Origin of the sequence: Rossellomorea vietnamensis, from assembly GCF_008180415.1 — a bacterium.
Taxonomy (GTDB): domain Bacteria; phylum Bacillota; class Bacilli; order Bacillales; family Bacillaceae_B; genus Rossellomorea; species Rossellomorea vietnamensis_C.
On record NZ_VTEI01000003.1, the window covers coordinates 685,204 to 703,556 of the forward strand.

Annotated in this window: 14 protein-coding genes; 7 read left to right on the top strand and 7 right to left on the bottom strand. The window is 39.2% G+C overall.

All coding sequences use genetic code 11. The features are described from left to right. Positions 1-32: 32 nt before the first annotated feature. From FZC78_RS09400 to FZC78_RS09410, 3 genes are all read right to left on the bottom strand, one after another. Positions 33-809, bottom strand: coding sequence for a carbohydrate ABC transporter permease (locus FZC78_RS09400; protein ID WP_187444875.1), 777 nt, complete (start codon positions 807-809; stop codon positions 33-35). Between the two features lie 55 nt (positions 810-864). Then, the gene (locus tag FZC78_RS09405) at positions 865-1,752 is read right to left on the bottom strand and encodes a carbohydrate ABC transporter permease (RefSeq protein ID WP_148939427.1); all 888 of its coding nucleotides are present in this window, start codon (positions 1,750-1,752) and stop codon (positions 865-867) included. Positions 1,753-1,829: 77 nt separating this feature from the next. Further along, entirely contained in the window at positions 1,830-3,059 is a 1,230-nt protein-coding gene (locus FZC78_RS09410) for a sugar ABC transporter substrate-binding protein (protein ID WP_148939428.1), read from the bottom strand. A gap of 320 nt (positions 3,060-3,379) precedes the next feature. Between FZC78_RS09410 and bglX the strand changes: the two genes are divergently transcribed. The 7 genes from bglX (at position 3,380) to FZC78_RS09445 (ending at position 13,731) form a co-directional block, all read left to right on the top strand. Beyond that, positions 3,380-5,545 (top strand): beta-glucosidase BglX, encoded by a 2,166-nt coding sequence (gene bglX / locus FZC78_RS09415; RefSeq protein ID WP_148939429.1) that lies wholly within the window; start codon positions 3,380-3,382, stop codon positions 5,543-5,545. A 19-nt stretch (positions 5,546-5,564) separates the two neighbouring features. Further along, the gene (locus FZC78_RS09420; protein WP_435874063.1) at positions 5,565-8,900 is read left to right on the top strand and encodes a GH36-type glycosyl hydrolase domain-containing protein; all 3,336 of its coding nucleotides are present in this window, start codon (positions 5,565-5,567) and stop codon (positions 8,898-8,900) included. Between the two features lie 280 nt (positions 8,901-9,180). After that, entirely contained in the window at positions 9,181-10,245 is a 1,065-nt protein-coding gene (locus FZC78_RS09425; RefSeq protein ID WP_148939430.1) for an iron-siderophore ABC transporter substrate-binding protein, read from the top strand. Beyond that, positions 10,245-11,279: a FecCD family ABC transporter permease gene (locus FZC78_RS09430; RefSeq protein WP_148939431.1), complete on the top strand. Its 1,035-nt coding sequence runs from the start codon at positions 10,245-10,247 to the stop codon at positions 11,277-11,279. Before FZC78_RS09425 ends, FZC78_RS09430 begins: the two co-directional genes overlap by 1 nt. Next, on the top strand, positions 11,276-12,313 hold the full coding sequence (locus FZC78_RS09435) for a FecCD family ABC transporter permease (protein ID WP_148939432.1): 1,038 nt from the start codon (positions 11,276-11,278) through the stop codon (positions 12,311-12,313). The genes FZC78_RS09430 and FZC78_RS09435 overlap by 4 nt, the downstream gene beginning before the upstream one ends. Then, complete coding sequence (locus tag FZC78_RS09440; protein WP_148939433.1) at positions 12,313-13,131, top strand: ABC transporter ATP-binding protein; 819 nt, start codon at positions 12,313-12,315, stop codon at positions 13,129-13,131. Before FZC78_RS09435 ends, FZC78_RS09440 begins: the two co-directional genes overlap by 1 nt. 318 nt (positions 13,132-13,449) lie before the next feature. Next, positions 13,450-13,731, top strand: a complete 282-nt coding sequence (locus FZC78_RS09445) for a hypothetical protein (RefSeq protein ID WP_148939434.1) — start codon at positions 13,450-13,452, stop codon at positions 13,729-13,731. Between the two features lie 540 nt (positions 13,732-14,271). On the opposite strand, the gene FZC78_RS09450 is transcribed toward FZC78_RS09445, so the two are convergent. The 4 genes from FZC78_RS09450 to FZC78_RS09465 all read right to left on the bottom strand — a co-directional run bounded on the left by FZC78_RS09450 (position 14,272) and on the right by FZC78_RS09465 (position 18,343). Then, positions 14,272-15,786 (bottom strand): ATP-dependent nuclease, encoded by a 1,515-nt coding sequence (locus tag FZC78_RS09450; RefSeq protein ID WP_187444863.1) that lies wholly within the window; start codon positions 15,784-15,786, stop codon positions 14,272-14,274. Positions 15,787-15,901: 115 nt separating this feature from the next. Continuing rightward, positions 15,902-16,261, bottom strand: coding sequence for a hypothetical protein (locus tag FZC78_RS09455; protein WP_148939436.1), 360 nt, complete (start codon positions 16,259-16,261; stop codon positions 15,902-15,904). Positions 16,262-16,392: 131 nt separating this feature from the next. Beyond that, a complete protein-coding gene (locus FZC78_RS09460) occupies positions 16,393-17,508 on the bottom strand; it encodes an AAA family ATPase (protein ID WP_148939437.1) in 1,116 nt (371 codons plus the stop codon). After that, on the bottom strand, positions 17,498-18,343 hold the full coding sequence (locus FZC78_RS09465) for a DUF6414 family protein (RefSeq protein WP_148939438.1): 846 nt from the start codon (positions 18,341-18,343) through the stop codon (positions 17,498-17,500). Before FZC78_RS09465 ends, FZC78_RS09460 begins: the two co-directional genes overlap by 11 nt. Positions 18,344-18,353 lie beyond the last annotated feature (10 nt).

Below are 18,353 nucleotides of genomic sequence, written 5' to 3' on the forward strand. Positions count from 1 at the left end.
CTGTACATATTATCCATCGTACATTTACCCTTTTATTTAATTCCAGAGACATTGAATCCTTCAATAATATATTTCTGGAAAATAGTGAAGATGATAATAACAGGAATAACCATTAATGCTGAACCGGCCATTTGCAGACCATAGTTAGTTACATTCTCATCTTGCAATAATGAGAGTCCGACAGATAAAGTGTAAAGAGACTGATCGTTGGCAATAATCAGCGGCCATAAGAAACTGTTCCAAGATGCAATGAAGGTCAAGATGACTTGAACGGCCAGAATTGGTTTAGCAAGCGGGATAATTAATCTCATGAAGATGTAAAATTCTCCTGCACCATCAAGTCTTGCAGCTTCTATTAAATCATCAGGTATAGTTACCATGAACTGTCTAATCAAGAAGATATTAAATGCGGAAATTAATCCTGGCAGAATAATTCCGGTCATTGTGTTTGTTAATCCCATCTCATTTAGTATCAGGTAAGTTGGGATCATCGTAACCTGTCCAGGAAGCATCATGGTGATCAGGACAACCATAAACCAGATTTCTTTTCCTCTAAAATGAAATTTTCCAAACCCGTATCCCGCCATCGTATTAAGCAGCAATCCAATCATCGAAAAGAATACAATAATCAAAGTGTTAACCAAATAAACATCAAAGTTCAGGTTTTGGAAAAGCTCGATGTAATGGCTAAATGTCGGGTCATTGGGAAGAACGGTTGGAGGTATAGCAAGTACTTCTGTTTCATTTTTAAATGAACTCAGAATCATCCAGATAAACGGCAGAGCGACAAGCAGCCCGCCAATTAACATAATTGTGATGACAATTGATTTCTCCACTTTATTTTTCAGTAACACAGCAGTCACCTCACATCGTTTGATCTGACTTTCTAAATTTAAATTGAACCAGTGTGGCGGCAATTACAATAACGAATAGAACAAATGAAGCTGCAGCCCCATATCCAAATTCACTATATTGGAAGCCTTCCTGGTAAATGAACAAGGCAATAGAATTCGTTCCGTTCAACGGTCCGCCCTCTGTCATAACAAAAGGCTCCTCGAAAAATTGCAGCCATCCAATCAATGTAGTCACTGTTACAAAGAATGTCGCAAAACTCATTGATGGGAGGGTAATATAAATCAGTTTCTGCCAACGATTTGCACCATCTATATCAGCCGCTTCGTAATAAGTCCTCGGTATGGATTGTAAGGCAGCTAAGAAGATCAGCATGCTGACCCCATTACTCTTCCATACTGCCAAAAGAATCAGTGAAAGCTTCGCAATAAACGGATCTTCCAACCAAGGTACAGAAGCTAGATTTAAAGAATTCAGTATAAAATTAAACAAGCCATATTCCTGGTTATATAGAAAGCCCCACACCACGGCAACAGCTACTATATTTGTAATCGAAGGCATGTAATATATCACTCTAAAGGTTGAGGCTAACCAACTTCCGATCAGATTAAGAAAGAAAGCTATAATAAAAGAACTTCCCACGGCGAGCGGCACACCGATAATAACGTAAATAAATGTATTTCCAATAGACTGAAGAAACACTTTATCTCCAAATAAGTTAATAAAGTTTCCTAACCCAATAAACTCAATATTGGACCAGTTCGCCAAGCCCGCTAAATTCATATCTGTAAAACTTATGCTGAAGGCAATAATGATTGGCAAGAAAGCAAATAGCATTAATAATAATACAGCTGGTCCAATGAAAAACATGGGTGTAAGCTTTGTTTTCATTTTATTCATCGAGGTCCTTCCCTCCTAGCCTCTATGATAAAAAGGGGTGCAAGTACTCATGCACCCACTTCTCATATTGTGTTTTTCTATTCTGATAATACATTAGCGGCAGTATCTTTGTAATCTGCAATGGCTTCTTCAATATCTTTACCGCCACGGTTGATCTCCTCTAGCTGGCTTAATAACTCTTGTCCTAATCTTTCAAACTCAGGTATTAATGGAAGAGGCTGCGTGGACTCTAGTTGTTCTCCAAATGTGCTGACCATTGGATCATCGGCCAAAACAGGGTCTTCCCAAGCAGCCATATTTGCAGGCAGCTCGCTATTTGCTTTATACCACTCTACTTGTGTCTCGGCGTCAGCCATCCAATTAATGAAATCTAGTGCCAGATCAACTTTCTCCGTATTATTAAACACAGCAAGATGCGCTCCGCCCATCATCGACTTATTATTTTCAGCTTCAGGCATTACGTGTACATCCCATTGTCCTTCAATTTCCGGTGCTCTATCCTTGATCGTCCCAATATCCCAGGGACCACTGAAGAACATTGGTTTTGATCCATCAGCAAATGCTTGGAAGAATTCCTTTCCTTTTTCCATTTGCGACAATTCTTCTTCATAATATAGGTGGTGTAACTCTATTGCTTCTTTAAATTCAGCACTATTGAAGTTTTCAGAACCTTTACCAACTTCATAGTCCCATCCTTGCTGCCAAGCCAGCATAAACGGGAATTGTGGATCACTTTTAGGCATATCGATTGCGTACTGCCCTTCACCACGAGCAGCCAGCTGCCTTGAAGCATCTGTCATTTCATCCCAAGTATCCGGTCCTTCCGGGTAACCGACTTCTCCAAGAAGATCTGTACGATAGAATAATAACCGGGTATCGACATACCACGGAATAGCGATGGTTTCTTCTTCAAATGTTGTTGTTCCAATGGCACCTTCATAGAAATTTTCAGGATTTAGATTCTCATAGTCATCTAGATGTTCTGTTAAATCAAGGAAAGTCCCTGCTTCTGCAAATTCCGCTACCCAAGTAGTTCCTATTTGTAAAACATCCGGACCTTTCCCGGAAGCTACTGCGGTCAGCAGTTTATCATGAGCATTTGCCCAAGGGATAGTCTGAACTTTTACAGTTACTCCATTTTCATCTTCAAATTCTGTGACAAATTCATCTAAGGCCCCTGACATCGTCCAAACATTCAGAGTGTCATCACTTTCCCCTCCAGAACTTTCACCTGAAGAACAAGCACCCAATAATAAAGTAAGGCTTAAGATAATACTAATTGGCTTCCATTTAAACAATTTATTCATCCTTCTAACACCCCTTCGAAAAATATAAAGTAACATAATGGAAAAACTATTGAACTCGATTTTGCTTGCCGAAGAATTAGTGAAACGTTTCAATGAATTTATTATAATTTATATTGTAATCGGTTTCAACTACTTTTTTATTTTATTTTTCAGAGAGTTTGGTGCTATTAAGACTAAATAATGAACAAAAATTGCTCTGGAGTTATTGAAACGTTTCACCAAATCTATTATAGTTATGTAAGAAAGCGAATACAATCCCTCATGAAAACGAAGAAACCACTAAATAAAACAGTCTAATATCATTTAAAGGAGGAGAATCCATGCAAGACGTTAACTTAACTGAATTACTCAGCAAAATGACATTGGATGAAAAAATTGCTCAATTGACTCAATTGGCGACCCCTTTCTTCAAAGGTTCTAAAGATCAAGGAGAAATAACGGGTCCAATGAAAGAAATGGGAATTACACAAAAGGTGATTGAGAATGCAGGTTCTGTATTAGGTGCTTCCGGAGCACAGCAAACAAAGTCTATTCAAGAGGAGCACCTAAAGAATAATAGGTTAGGCATTCCCTTGCTGTTCATGTCTGACATCGTACATGGATATGAAACTATCTTTCCTATTCCATTAGCAATGGGTTGCTCTTGGGATTTATCTCTTGCTGAAAAAAGTGCGGAAATAGCCGCAAAAGAAGCTGCAGTATCAGGTGTGCACGTGACTTTTGCACCCATGGTAGATCTTGTTCGTGATCCGAGATGGGGCCGAGTAATGGAAACTACTGGAGAAGATCCCTATTTAAATGGTGAATTCTCAAAGGCTCAAGTCAAAGGCTTCCAAGGCAGCAATTTGACAAAGGACTTTAATAGAGTAGCTGCTTGTGTGAAACACTTTGCAGCTTATGGTGCTCCCGAGGGCGGACGCGACTATAACACGGTCAATATGTCTGAACGGGAAATGTATGAACAATATCTGCCTGCCTATAAAGCAGCAATAGACGCCGGTGTTGAAATGGTCATGTCAGCTTTTAATACAGTTGATGGGATACCTGCTACAGGGAGTAAGTACTTAATGAGAAAAATCCTGCGCAAAGAAATGGAATTTGAAGGAATCCTTATTTCTGATTGGGGAGCTGTAAAGGAATTGATTCCCCACGGAGTTGCAGAGGATGAGGCTGAGGCCGCATTTAAAGCGCTGGAGGCAGGAATCGACATTGAAATGATGACCACTTGTTATGTTGATCATTTAAAAGAGCAAATTGAAATGAGGAATCTCACAGAATCATTGGTAGACGAAGCTGTCCTTCGTATACTTAAGCTAAAGAAAAAACTGGGATTATTCGAAAACCCCTATCGCGGAGCAGATGAACGACTAGAAAATGAGGTGGTCATGTCGGCTGAGCATCGGGCAGCTTCCCGCGAGCTTGCAACAAAATCACTTGTGTTATTAAAGAACGAAAAGAATGTCCTTCCTCTTAATCACCACCAAAAAATTTCCCTTATAGGACCTTTTGCGGATAACGGCGACATACTTGGTGCCTGGTCCTGGAAAGGCTCAAGAGAAGACGCTGTTACATTGAAAGAAGGAATTAGCCAGGGGATGGATCATTCGTTATTGACAATCGCAAAAGGAAGCAACATTCAATCAATATCAGAAGAAGATGCAGCTGAAGCTGTACAGGCTGCCAAAAATTCAGATGTGGTCATTCTTGCTTTAGGAGAAGACTCGGAAATGAGTGGAGAAGCTGGTTCCCGCACCAATATCAAGTTACCTCAAGCACAGTTAGACTTATTTGCCAAAATCAAGGAAACGGGAAAACCTATTGTGGTTGTTCTATTTAATGGCAGGCCGCTTGACTTAACAGATATTCATGATCAAGCTGATGCTATTTTGGAAGCATGGTATCCAGGTACAGAGGGAGGGGCGGCAATTACGGATGTTCTTTTCGGTAAGGAGAACCCTTCCGGGAAATTGACAATGTCCTTTCCCTATTCCGCCGGCCAAATCCCTGTTTACTACAATCACTTTAATACCGGAAGGCCAAAGGATGCACCTGATGCGCAAGAAAGATATGCCTCCCAATATCTTGACAGTCCAAATAAACCTTTATACCCTTTTGGTTTCGGTTTAAGCTATACAAATTTTTTATACAAAAATATCCAACAGTCAGCTGAAAACATGGACCCAGAAGAGGGGATATCCTTTACCATTGAGGTAACCAATAATGGAAAAATGGCTGGAGAGGAAGTTGTTCAGTTCTATATACAAGATGTCACCGGCGAGGTTGTCCGACCCTTAAAAGAATTAAAAGATTTCAGAAAGATTTTCTTAAATCCAGGCGAAACCAAAGAGGTTCTATTCAACTTGAGAGAGGAACAGCTGCGTTATTATCATTCTGATTTAAGCTTGAAAAGCGATAAAGGAAAATTCAATGTTTTTATCGGATCGAGCAGTGAAGATGTTCTATCTCTTTCTTTTCAATTACTATAATCCTAAAGGAGAATGACACTTGACTATAAATACACATATCAACCTTCAATTGGGTGATTTACAAGCAAGCTTTTTACCGAGTGGAGACATTTATAAAATAGCTAATGGGGAGACAATGATCAATCAGGTGCTTTCGAATCCTGTTGATGGCTCCCTAAACAATATTTATTTGCGCATTCACGAAGAGAGTGAAATTAAAGCGATTCCTTTGTTAGGCGTCCACTCCAGAAGCACAGTCTCCGTCTCCACTTATGAAATAAAATGGGCAGGACAGGCAGATTCTATTGAATACGAAGTGCGCTTTTCATTAACACCTCGAGGAATATGGTTTTGGGATATCCAATTAGAAGGAACAAATGCAGACATCGATGTAATTTACGGGCAGGATATCAGCATCGCAAATATGGGCGCAGTAAGATCAAATGAAGCTTACACTTCCCAATACATTGACCATTCTGTGTTCAAAAGCCCTGTAAGAGGTTATGTCGTCTGCTCCCGCCAGAACCAGCCGCAAGATGGGTTGTTTCCCTATCTCCAGCAGGGCAGTTTGGGCAAGACTGTCGGGTACTCAACTGATGGATACCAATTCTTTGGTTTGTCCTATAAAACCACTAACACTCCTGAAATTCTTTCTAGTACTCATTTAAAGAATGAGGTCTATCAATATGAATTTGCTTATACTGCGCTGCAGTCAGAGAAAGTGACATTGGATGGAAAACATCAATTTACCTTCTATGGATTATTTAAAGAAGACCATCCTCATGCCATTTCTGAGTCAGAATACGAAGATGAAGTTCTTGAGGCGTGGCAATCTGTACAGAGCAACGCACCTGTATACTCAGATCCGATTAACCGTGTAGTGTTATCTGATAAAGTCGGTTCGCCCCTGCAAACCATCGAAATGGATACGGATGAAATTAACAGGTTTTTCCCCGACAGAATTTTAGAGGAACAAGCTGAAGGATCACTGCTATCATTCTTCACTCCAACGTATGAGCACGTTGTCCTAAAGCAGAAAGAACAGCTTGTCGAAAGACCACATGGGCATATCTTAATGAATGGAAATAATGACTATATACGGGACGATGTGTTCACAACGAGTGTATATATGTATGGAATGTTTAACTCTCAAATCGCTGTTGGAAACATATCCATGAATAAAATGATAACCAATTCACGTAATCCGCTTAATATCCTCAAAACCTCAGGGCAGCGGATATATGTTGAAATGGATGGCCGTTACTGCTTAATGACCATGCCTTCCCTCTTCGAAATGGGAATGAATTATGCCAAGTGGTATTACAAAACGGCTGATGAACTTTTCATCATTACCACTTTTACTACCGTTGACAAAAAGGATGTACAACTAGAATTTGAAGCCCAAAGCGGAAAATCATACCGCTATTTAGTAACACACCAAGTAACTATGAACAATAATGAGTACGAGGCTCCTTTCGCCTATAATATAGAAGGAAACCAAGTTACATTCAAAGCGGATTCCCTTTCCGATAGTTCAGATACACTGCCGGAGCTCGGCTATCGACTCCAACTCAATGGAGCTGACGTCCAATTTGGTGATGAAAGGCTGATTGCCCATAATGTCGAACCAATGAGCGCTTCCCTTCTAGTGGGACTTATTGATTCTGCTTCAAAGTGGACCTTATCAATTCAAGGAGATTTATACGGTGATTTACCTGACTTTGATGAGCGCAACTTCACTATCGAAACGCATAAATACCGTGAGTATTACAAACAGGTAATGAGAGGTTTCCATTTATCAAATGCTGGCGAGACAAGTGAAGAATTGGAAAAGGTCAATGCTCTTGCCTATTGGTATACGCATAACATGCTTGTCCACTTCTCTACCCCACATGGGCTCGAACAATATGGAGGTGCCGCATGGGGAACCAGGGATGTCAACCAAGGACCGGTAGAGTATTTCATGGCCACTCAGAATTACAGCACCGTACGGGAAATCATAACGTCTGTCTTTGCCCATCAATATGAAGATAGCGGAGATTGGCCGCAGTGGTTTATGTTCGACCAGTATACCAAGATTCAACAAACCGATAGCCATGGAGATATAATCGTGTGGCCGCTAAAAGTGGTAGGTGATTATATAGAAGCTACAGAAGACTATGAAATATTAAAAGAACAAATTGCTTATATGGACAAGTCCAGCTTTACCTTTACTGAAAATAAAGAAAGCTTGCTTTCTCATATAAAGAAAGAAATTGCTTACATGAAAGAGCACTTCCTGCATGACACATTCCTTCCTTCTTATGATGATGGTGACTGGGATGACACTCTTCAACCAGCAAACCAGCAATTGAAGAAATACATGGTCAGCACATGGACAGTCGCCCTTATGTATCAAAGCTTAAGAAAATTTGCCTCTATTCTTGCGAAGGTTGATAAAGAGGAAGCGTCCAGAGTAGATGAGCTTGTGGAAGGAATCCGGCAGGACTTCTACAGCTATATCCTTACATCAGATGTGATACCAGGATTTGTGTATATGGAAAAGCCAGATGAAGCAGAGTTCATGCTTCACCCAACTGATAGTAAGACGGGAATCCACTACCGTCTGCTGCCAATGCAGAGAAGTATTATAAGTGAACTCTTCACGCCTGAACAAGCTGATCGCCACTATAAACTCATTAGGGAACATTTATATTGTCCAGACGGCGTCCGGTTGATGAACCAGCCTGCTAATTATACCGGCGGAGTCAGCACTCACTTTAAACGGGCAGAACAGGCCTCAAATTTCGGGCGTGAGATCGGACTTCAATATGTTCATGCACACATTCGATTTGTGGAAGCTATGGCGAAGCTGGGCATTAAGGAAGAGGTGTGGCAGGGGTTACGTGTAATCAACCCAATCAAGATTCAAGAGGCAGTACCCAATGCTGAGATCCGTCAAAGCAACGCCTACTTCAGCAGTTCGGATGGGAAATTCAATACCAGATACGAAGCTCAGGAGCATTTTCATAAACTTAAAGATGGTTCAGTCCCTGTTAAAGGAGGCTGGAGAATCTATTCAAGCGGCCCAGGAATCTATATGAACCAACTAATCTCAAATGCGCTCGGCATTCGACAATTTGAAGGCAACCTAATACTGGATGCCATCCTTCCAGAATCCATGGATGGAACCGAATTCACCTATTCTTTCCAAGATAAACCTATTAGCCTTATTTATCACTTACAGACAGATGAAAGATACGTGAAGATTAATGGGAAAAGAGTTGAAACCACTAATACGGATAATTCTTACCGCAAGGGTGGATTAATGATTTCCAAAGAAATACTTAAGGACTTGCTGAAGAATGACAGGAATGTAATCGAATTGTTTATATGATAACCAATATGTTTGAGCGCAAAGTTAGAGACTTATTTACCCGGTCCCTTCGAGCAGCTTTTTGTTCAATCACCTAAAAGCATGGGCGACTAATCCCATGCTTTTATAATGAACACCGTTTTCGCTTATAGGGTTGCTTTCGGGAAACCCCAAATAACAGCCATAGACCAACCTGCCCAAATAAAGAAAATATTTTATTGACATTCCGATTCAGGAATTATACAGTATTGATAGTGATAATTATTATCAACTACACTCATAGTAAGGAAGGATACATAAAATGCTTATGAAACGAAAATTCTCATTCTTCTCATTATTACTAATTGCTATGTTGATGGCAGCAGGTTGTTCCAATCAGCAGACAAATGAAAATTCAGCATCTGAATCGGCTGAAGAATCTAATACAGATACAAATGAAACGGAAGAAGCAGCTGCAGAATATCCGATTGTGATCCAACATGCATTTGGAGAAACTACAATTGAAGAAAAACCTGAACGTGTCGCTACTGTGGCATGGTCAAATCATGACGTCGCTCTTGCTCTTGGTGTTGTACCGGTAGGATTCTCTGCTGCAAACTACGGTGTTCAAGATGATAGCGGAATGCTGCCTTGGACTGCAGAAAAGTTAGAAGAGCTTGGTGAAGAAAACCCTAACATCTTCCAAGATACTGACGGTTTAGACTTCGAAGCGATTTCAGACTCTAATCCAGATGTCATTCTTGCAGCATATTCAGGCATTACTCAGGAAGAATATGATACATTGAGTCAAATCGCTCCTGTTGTTGCTTATCAAACCAGCCCTTGGGTCGCTTCATGGAGAGAACAAGTTACTTACAACTCAATCGGTATGGGAATGGCAGAAGAAGGGGAGCAGTTGATTGCTGATACAGAAGAATTAATTGAAGAAAAGGCAAATCAACACCCTGAATTCCAAGGTAAAAAGGCTGCATTCGTAAGCATTGATGCTGCTGATTTATCTAAGTTCTATATCTACTCAGAAACAGACCCACGCGGTGCTTTCCTTACTGAGTTAGGGTTTGAATATCCTGAAAGCATTACAAGTGAAATTGATCCCAGCAGTTTCTATATAGAAGTAAGTGCGGAAAATTCTGATATGCTGAACGATGCTGAAGTATTCGTGACTTACGGTAATGAGAGTACACTGGAAGCCCTTCAGGCTGATCCTATTCTAGGAAAAATCCCAGCTGTCGAGAGAGGCTCCATAGTTGTGATAGAAGATAACACACCACTTGCAGCAGCAGGAACTCCAAGCACACTCTCTATCAATTACACAATTGATGAGTACGTGGAATTACTCTCAGAAGCTGTAAGCAAAGTTGAATAATGAACACCTCGTCCGTTGCAGAAAATAAGCAGTTGCTTTTACCGAAGAACTTCATTAAAGTATTGATCCTTTCTATTGTCCTGCTGGGTATTTGTGTATTGGCATCCCTTGCGTTTGGGTCCCGGACAGTAGGATGGACCGAGCTGATGAACGGCTTGTTCCATCCTGACGTACAGACCCACGGAGCCAATGTAGTCCGCCAAAGAATTGCCAGGACAATATTCAGTCTTATGTGTGGAGCTGCATTGGGGGTTTCAGGGGCACTTATGCAATCCGTGACTCGGAATCCAATTGCAGATCCCAGCATATTGGGAGTAAACATAGGAGCAGCACTATTTGTGGTTATAGGTATTTCCTTTTTTGATATTGGTTCTTCTAGTCAATACATTTGGTTTGCGTTAGCAGGAGCATTCATAACTGCCATTTTTGTTTTCGGAATTGGTTCAATGGGGAGTGGCGGTGCCACGCCCCTTAAACTCGTTTTAGCGGGGGCGGCTACAAGTGCGGCATTATCATCTCTTGTGATAGCCATCATGATCCCCCGCTCAAGTGTTATGGACCAATTCAGATTCTGGCAAGTCGGCAGTGTCGGAGCTGGAAACTGGGATTCCATCTCCATTTTTATTCCTTTTCTCAGTCTCGGCATTCTTATCGCACTATTTACCGCACCAGCATTGAATGCTTTAGCCTTGGGAGATGAGGTTGCCAAGGGATTTGGCGTACAGACCGGCACACTTCGGCTAATCGCTTCATTTGGCGGTGTTTTATTGTGCGGCGTAACAACAGCATTAGCAGGCCCAATTGGCTTTATCGGATTGTTAGCCCCTCACTGGATCCGTCTCATGATCGGCCCAGATTTACGCTTTGTTATCCCGATGTCAGCACTTACAGGCGCCATTGTTTTAACGCTTGCTGATGTAAGCGGCAGACTTCTCGGCAGCCCTGGTGAGTTAGAAGTCGGTGTCGTTACAGCGTTTATTGGTGCTCCTATCTTAATTTTACTAACTATGAAAGCGAAAATGCGTGCCTTATGATGAATGAATCCACTACATTAAATACTATTATGACAGGCAGAATAAAGAGACGCCGCCGTTTCGTATTCGTTACTTCCTTACTCGCCATCATCTCCTTTGCGCTTTGCTGCACGATGCTGATGCTTGGAAATACGATTTATCCCGTTCAGGATGTCTTACGGGTTCTACTGGGCGAGGAAGTAAAAGGGGTATCGTTTGCAGTTGGTACAATCCGGCTGCCAAGAATGATTGCCGGTGTTTTTGCCGGCTTCGCATTCGGCGTTGCGGGAACCGTCTTTCAAACTATGTTACGCAATCCTTTGGCAAACCCGAATGTAATCGGGATCACAGCTGGTTCCAGTACTGCGGCTGTGTTTTGTATCATTGTTCTTCAAGCCAGCAATATGGTTGTTTCCATTGCATCTGTTATCGGAGGACTTACTGCGGTTGTCATTATTTTTTTCCTATCGAAAGGAACTTCGTTTTCAATCGGTCGTTTAATATTGGTGGGAATCGGAATTCAAGCGATGCTGGACGCCGTCATTTCCTATCTATTGCTCATTGGACAGCACCACGATATTCCTACTGCTATGAGGTGGCTGAGCGGGAGCCTGAATGGAGCGAAGATGGAGACTCTTTATCCTCTTATCTTTATCGTTCTAATCTGCGCACCTATTATCCTCGTCTTTGGGAAACAACTAGAGATGCTGGAACTAGGAGAGCAAGCAGCCACATCACTAGGAATCCATACAGATAAGACGCGACTTATACTGATAATCAGTTCTGTTCTTATGATTGCGTTGGCTACTGCTGCGACAGGTCCCATTGCCTTTGTGGCATTCCTTTCAGGGCCCATCGCCAAGAGACTGGTAGGTGTGGGCTTCTCACCCCTTATTCCAGCAGGTCTTATTGGGATTGTTTTAGTACTAGGAGCAGACCTTATTGGACAGTTCGCATTCGTTGCACGATATCCAGTAGGTGTCATCACAGGCATTCTCGGAGCACCATATCTTATCTACTTGCTCATCCGAATGAATCGAAAGGGGGATTTATAATGATACCAACACATACTTTTAAATCTGAAGGGATTACAGCTGGCTATGATGATAGAACCATTCTGCATGATGTCAGTCTTTCCATCCCAAATAATAAAATAAGCGTGATTATCGGAGCTAACGGCTGCGGGAAGTCTACACTGCTAAAAACGATGGCCAGACTTATTAAGCCTACTTCGGGGCAGGTTACGTTGGACGGGAAACCCATCAATAAGATCCCCCCAAAACAGCTGGCCCGCGTCCTGGGACTTCTGCCGCAATCACCGATTGTTCCAGAGGGTATAACGGTTGCCGATTTAGTCGGACGAGGAAGATATCCACACCAAACGTTTTTAAAAGGGTGGACAAAACAGGATTATGAAGCTGTTGCCGAGGCAATGGAAATTATGAATATCACTGAATTTGCCGACAGAAGTATTGATGAGCTTTCAGGCGGCCAAAGACAGCGTGTATGGATCGCAATGGCGCTGGCACAACAAACAGACATATTGTTTCTGGATGAGCCGACAACCTATTTAGATATTACCTATCAGGTCGAAATACTTGATTTACTGACAGATCTTAACCAAAAGCGGGGAACCACCATTGTCATGGTCCTTCATGATATCAACTTATCAGCAAGATATGCTGACCATATCTTTGCTCTTCATAAAGGAAAGCTTGTCGCTGAGGGAGAGCCAAAAGAGGTTGTTACAAGCCGTTTAATAGAGGATATTTTTGGGCTTCATTGCACTGTGGTGGAAGATCCCGTTGCAGGATCTCCTACTGTGGTGCCAATTGGAAGACATCATGTGAACAGGCAGTTGGTTTCTAATTAACAGCATCTAGTTCCCATTTATTAAGGCTGCGTACAGTCTCCCCAAGAAGGAGATTGTCCGCAGCCTATTTTAATTTATTTGTCTTTTAAGTCAGAATCAGGTAATCTGCTCATACCCATAGTGGGACTGGTTCAAGTTTTATCTGCAAAGCTTGATTCTTTCAAGGATAGGAAAAGAAAAAAGGCGGCGGTATTCCGTTTTATTCATGTGGTTTTGGGGTCAGCCCCAATATTTCCTGATCTAACACAAGGAGAAAGGATTTTTTCCTCCTTAAAGAGAATATACTCTCTTATCCGCAAAGGAAGGATGGATGGAAATTTGAAAAAATACTTCATCATTACCCAAGTTGTCTATGTTCTTTTCTTGATGCCATGGCTGCTTATTTTCGGCCTGTCGTTTATGAGTTTTGACCAAGGCATTGTGTTAGCCAATAGCCTTTTCGTAGCAAGCATCGGGATTTATCCTATTGTCATGATTGGATGCAGCCTTGCCGCATGGATTCTCCATCGGAAAAAGGGGCGTTTAGCAGCCATCCTGAATGGAATTCCAATGTTGTGGGTGCTGGGCTTGAGTATTCCGCTGCTACTGATTAACTTATAGAATAAGAAAAGTCTCAAGGAATTATTACGAAGATTATTTTGCAATTGGAGAAATAATCGGTGCCTTTAGTTCATGAATGCGGGATTATTAATGATATAAACGATTCAAGCCTATACAACAGTTATGTTCCTGAGCTAAAGGATTGTATTGTAGTGAATGATAACATCATTATGGAACTAATAGACGAATTAAGTACCATGAAAACCTCTATATCATGATTTAACACATCCAAATTCCGGGCTGGCATATAACGGTATTACGCTCATACCACCTGACTCCTTTTTACTCTTTCTAAATATTATTCTAATACAAAGATAAACCACCTTAAAGATACCACTATTCTTTGCAACAAGGTTCTGCAAGCTAAAAGTCTAAATAAATATATAGTACATTTCGGCGTATAAAATGAACCACCTAAAACCTTGTTAAATATACATTTAGGCGGTTCTTTACATACCCCATTTTACTTATGGTACGGTTCGCCGTGATGTATCTAAATGAGGTTTTAAGCTAAATCAATAAATATTTAATAGTTCCCATTTAGGTCGATTGGAATACTGGTTCATTAGGTATCTCTTCCGATAGGTCATTTCTTAAGGCTTTAAGCCAGTTTTTAATAGGATATATATAGTGTTCCCACTTTTCATTTTGACTTGCTACATCAATGATTTTACTTAACCCCACTTCTTTACTCTGATAATTCATTCTTTCAATTATATCGTCTACATATTTATGTGTATTATCCACTTTTTGTATTTCCTTTGCTGTTTCAACTATCTGGTGAGTGATTGTAAGTTCTTTCAAAAGACTATGAATAAAAAATTCAGGTGCAAAACCATCTGGTAAATTAAATTGAGTAATATGATTTACAAGCTTGTTTCTCATTTCAGAACTTTTTTGAGCTGAACCAGTTAATGCACTATTTACTCTATCGATTTTATCCTCATCACTAACATACATATCCCCATCAAGTATAAATAGACACTCTGAAGTTAACTTATTAGATAGCATCATTCCCGCTGCTGTAGTAAAGCAGTTTTGGGCAGCTCCATAGCGTGTTACATTAACATATCTAGACATATTTAGTGATTCAGTTATTTGATTTACAATTGTAAAAGCTAAATCATCTTCTACAAATAAATCAATAGGTCGAGTACTCTCTCCGGTCATTCGATATATAGTATCTGGTTTTGTATCAGTTAAACAAATTGTTTTATCAGAGGTATTATATAAATGTCGTATGTTAATAAATTCATTATAGTTTAGGATATTTATTGAATGAGTTGTAAATACAATTTGTAATTTTTTATCTTCCGCTCTATGGTATAGAATTTCAACTAATTTTTTTAATGCAAACACATGTAGTAGCAAGTCAATTTCATCAATTAAGATTAAAGAATTTTTGGGAGCATTATAAACTGCAGATAATATTTTGAAAATTCTTTGTTCTCCAGCAGACATGCTCAAAGAAGAGTATTTAGCTTGATTATATTCAACACCTATATACTTACCTTTTGAATCACTGTGTAAATTATATGAGCTGTAATCACGATTCATTATATAACCAGCTTTTTCTTTTATAACCCTTGACGTCGCATCATCTAATAAAGTAGTGCTATACCTAATAAAGCTCTGCCTTTTTTCCTCTTCTATTTTAGGTACACCAGTATTTATCCCAATGTAAAAAACATCACGAGCAACTCTTCGGTCATATTTAGGCGACCACCTATCTGCGTTTTTAGAAAACGTGGTTTCAGAATCCTCATGAACTCTGCTCCCTATTCTATAATCATGATACATAGTAAAACGGCTACCTTGCCAAAGTGAATCAACCGTAGGAGTGAAAAATTGACTAAATTTATAATTATAGGTCCTATTCTCATTGATAGGTTTGTAACAACAGGCTAATGCATGTAAAATTGTAGATTTTCCTGAACCATTAATTCCTATTAAAGCAGTGAGACTCGAACCAGAAAAATCAATTTCCACTTCTTTAAGATTTTTTAATAGATTAATATATACTTTTCTTATTTTTTGTTGGGAATAATCTGCCATTTCCACTTCACCCTTAATTGGTTTATTTGTACATTTTACCATATTATGCAGCAAGTAAATAAACCAAAAAACATAAATAAAAGATGCTCAATCCATTTAGGAGAGAGCATCTCACTTAAATATTAACCTTAAAGTATGTCAAACTCTTTAAATCTTTTCCATCTAATTTGAATCTTCCACAAGCCCACGTATCATCTCTATCCATAAACACCTTATAAACTATTAAACCAAAAAACAATGCAGCCTGTCTCTCATTTTTATTACAAGCATGGTAAATAGGTTCGAATACAGTTCCCATCCAATTAGAACCAGGCATCCAACCAGATGTATGTATTTCGTTACCGTCTATCTTTTTATTAAGTTCATCAATTATTTTATAATAGTCAACGTCTGATAACCTTTTTTTCCACTTATTAAAATCATTGTTGTAAGGCAGCTTATGTTTTATTTCTCCTGTATCAATTGAAATTATCACTGTAGGTCCTCCACTCTAATAATTTTAGGTATTACACATATTATATTAGACCTTACCCTTTGCTAGTACCTACTAACTTGTTATTCCATTCTAATTTAACGATTAATATTTTCCATCATCTGGTTGATTTTTTATAAAAGCTTTTGTTCTTTTAAAATCCTATAGCTTAAGTATTTCTCAATAGTATTCTTTATTACCCTTGAGTCTGTCATGTTTTTAAGCTGCTCTCCTAGCTCTTCTAGCATCGCGTGCTTACTAAGTTTTGATAATAACTCTTGTTCTGCTTCTGGAAGTCTAAAATAACACTCATTAAATTTTACTTCTAAGATATTCTTTTTGACATCGTCGCTTAAATGATTAAATGCAATACATTCAGTAAACCTAGAAAAAATTGCAGGACCTACCCTACTTTTTATTTCATCCATAGTTAGAAAGTTTGATGTACAAATAAATATTGCATTTTCAACTCTGGCACTATAGTTTCTATCAACTATCCTTCCTTCGTCAAAAAGTTCATAAAATGCACTATATAAATTTGGATGAACTTTATCAAATTCATCCAATAAAATAACATTTGTTTCTCGTGAAAGTAGCTCCTTAGTTAAACTATCCTCTTGAGGTTCTGAGCCAAATAGGAATTTGTAGGCATGTTCAGTTTGGTACATAGATAGTTGAAACCTTTTTATATTGTCACTTTTATATATAGCTTCAGAAATTATCTTTGCAGTCTCCGTCTTCCCTACACCAGGAGGTCCATAAAACATTATTACTATAGGCTTACCGCTTTGCCTAACTCTAGTGACATTTACTACAGGAAGTAGGAAACTTAGTACTCTCTCTTGTCCTATAATCCTTTCCTCATAGAGCCTTTTCAATTCGGTCAATTCATCAAATGTAAGCTTTCCATAGTCATAGTATTCTATTTCTACATCATATTTGCTTTGAAGTGTGTCAACTATGTTAGTAGGAGGATTTTGTAAGTAAAGGGAATTACACTCAACGTTTCTAAATAAAAGCAAAATATTGTTGATTAGACTAGATGTCATAGATGAGTAGCCTTGTCTGTAGCAAACAATTGTTTCGTAATAGTGTTGTGGTGGTTCCCAATTGGATTCTTCTGTTCTAATGGTTATCGAACGGTCCCTCTCAACAACCTGTAACATGACTTCATTCATGGTAGTATACTCATAAGTATGGATGAAATCGTCAAATGCATTATCAGGACCATAAAAGATTTTAATCTTCATCACTAGCAACTCCAGCAAGTATCACATCATAAATATATAAAGTTTTTTCGTTGTTTTTTATTTCGGGATTATGTTCTTCCTCTTTATCTATAATCTCTCCAAAGGCACTGTTTTGCTCAGTAGGTTTTTTTTCTCCAAACTCTGATTCCCACTCTAACTCAGCTTCTTTACATTCTCCTACTTTGATACCTATAACAGTAAGATTCATCTTTGTTAAGTCATTTAATCTATAATTATTTCTCAAGGCATTAAAATTAAAGCGAAATACCTTTCGTTGTTCTTCTTCAACTGAAATCAACTCGTAATATCCTTTTGCATCATTAAAAATTTGGTCTAGTGCTCCAAGTTGAATAGGCATTTCGTTTCCAAATGACTCTTCTTTAATTACTTTAAGCATTGGTGATATTATTTTTAGAAAAGTTATTGAGTTAGGAACAAATGAAAGATTAACTTTTTCAAAGATACCAAAATTTGGTGTTAAATTATCCTCTTGAAACTCTTTTTTGTTATTAGCTACTTCTTCAATAAAGTTTGAGAGCACGGTACTACTTAAAGTTTCACTAACTTTGTTATCTCCTGTTCTATTATAAGATGCACTTCCCGCAATTCTCCCTTTTAGACCAAATAGCGAGTCCACCACAAATGAAAGTATTTTGGGGTCAGTTGAAGCCTCACCTCCCATTTCTCCAGCAATCTGTTTTACCCGTTGAATAATATCCAAAGATACTTTATCATATCTACCTCCATGCTTTGCTTCTAAATAATCTAAAGCAGAACCTTCATCGAAGTATGCAATCTTTAAAAATTGGAGCTTTTCTTCTTTTTCACTTACCATAACGCACCTC

Excerpts from the sequence above, each read along its gene's own strand:
- FZC78_RS09435 (WP_148939432.1), top strand. The coding sequence starts at position 11,276 with ATGATGAATGAATCCACTACATTAAATACTATTATGACAGGCAGAATA.
- FZC78_RS09440 (WP_148939433.1), top strand. The coding sequence starts at position 12,313 with ATGATACCAACACATACTTTTAAATCTGAAGGGATTACAGCTGGCTAT.
- FZC78_RS09400 (WP_187444875.1), bottom strand. The coding sequence starts at position 809 with ATGTTAATTGGCGGGCTGCTTGTCGCTCTGCCGTTTATCTGGATGATT.
- FZC78_RS09465 (WP_148939438.1), bottom strand. The coding sequence starts at position 18,343 with ATGGTAAGTGAAAAAGAAGAAAAGCTCCAATTTTTAAAGATTGCATAC.
- bglX (WP_148939429.1), top strand. The coding sequence starts at position 3,380 with ATGCAAGACGTTAACTTAACTGAATTACTCAGCAAAATGACATTGGAT.
- FZC78_RS09430 (WP_148939431.1), top strand. The coding sequence starts at position 10,245 with ATGAACACCTCGTCCGTTGCAGAAAATAAGCAGTTGCTTTTACCGAAG.
- FZC78_RS09405 (WP_148939427.1), bottom strand. The coding sequence starts at position 1,752 with ATGAATAAAATGAAAACAAAGCTTACACCCATGTTTTTCATTGGACCA.
- FZC78_RS09410 (WP_148939428.1), bottom strand. The coding sequence starts at position 3,059 with ATGAATAAATTGTTTAAATGGAAGCCAATTAGTATTATCTTAAGCCTT.
- FZC78_RS09450 (WP_187444863.1), bottom strand. The coding sequence starts at position 15,786 with ATGGCAGATTATTCCCAACAAAAAATAAGAAAAGTATATATTAATCTA.
- FZC78_RS09425 (WP_148939430.1), top strand. The coding sequence starts at position 9,181 with ATGCTTATGAAACGAAAATTCTCATTCTTCTCATTATTACTAATTGCT.
- FZC78_RS09460 (WP_148939437.1), bottom strand. The coding sequence starts at position 17,508 with ATGAAGATTAAAATCTTTTATGGTCCTGATAATGCATTTGACGATTTC.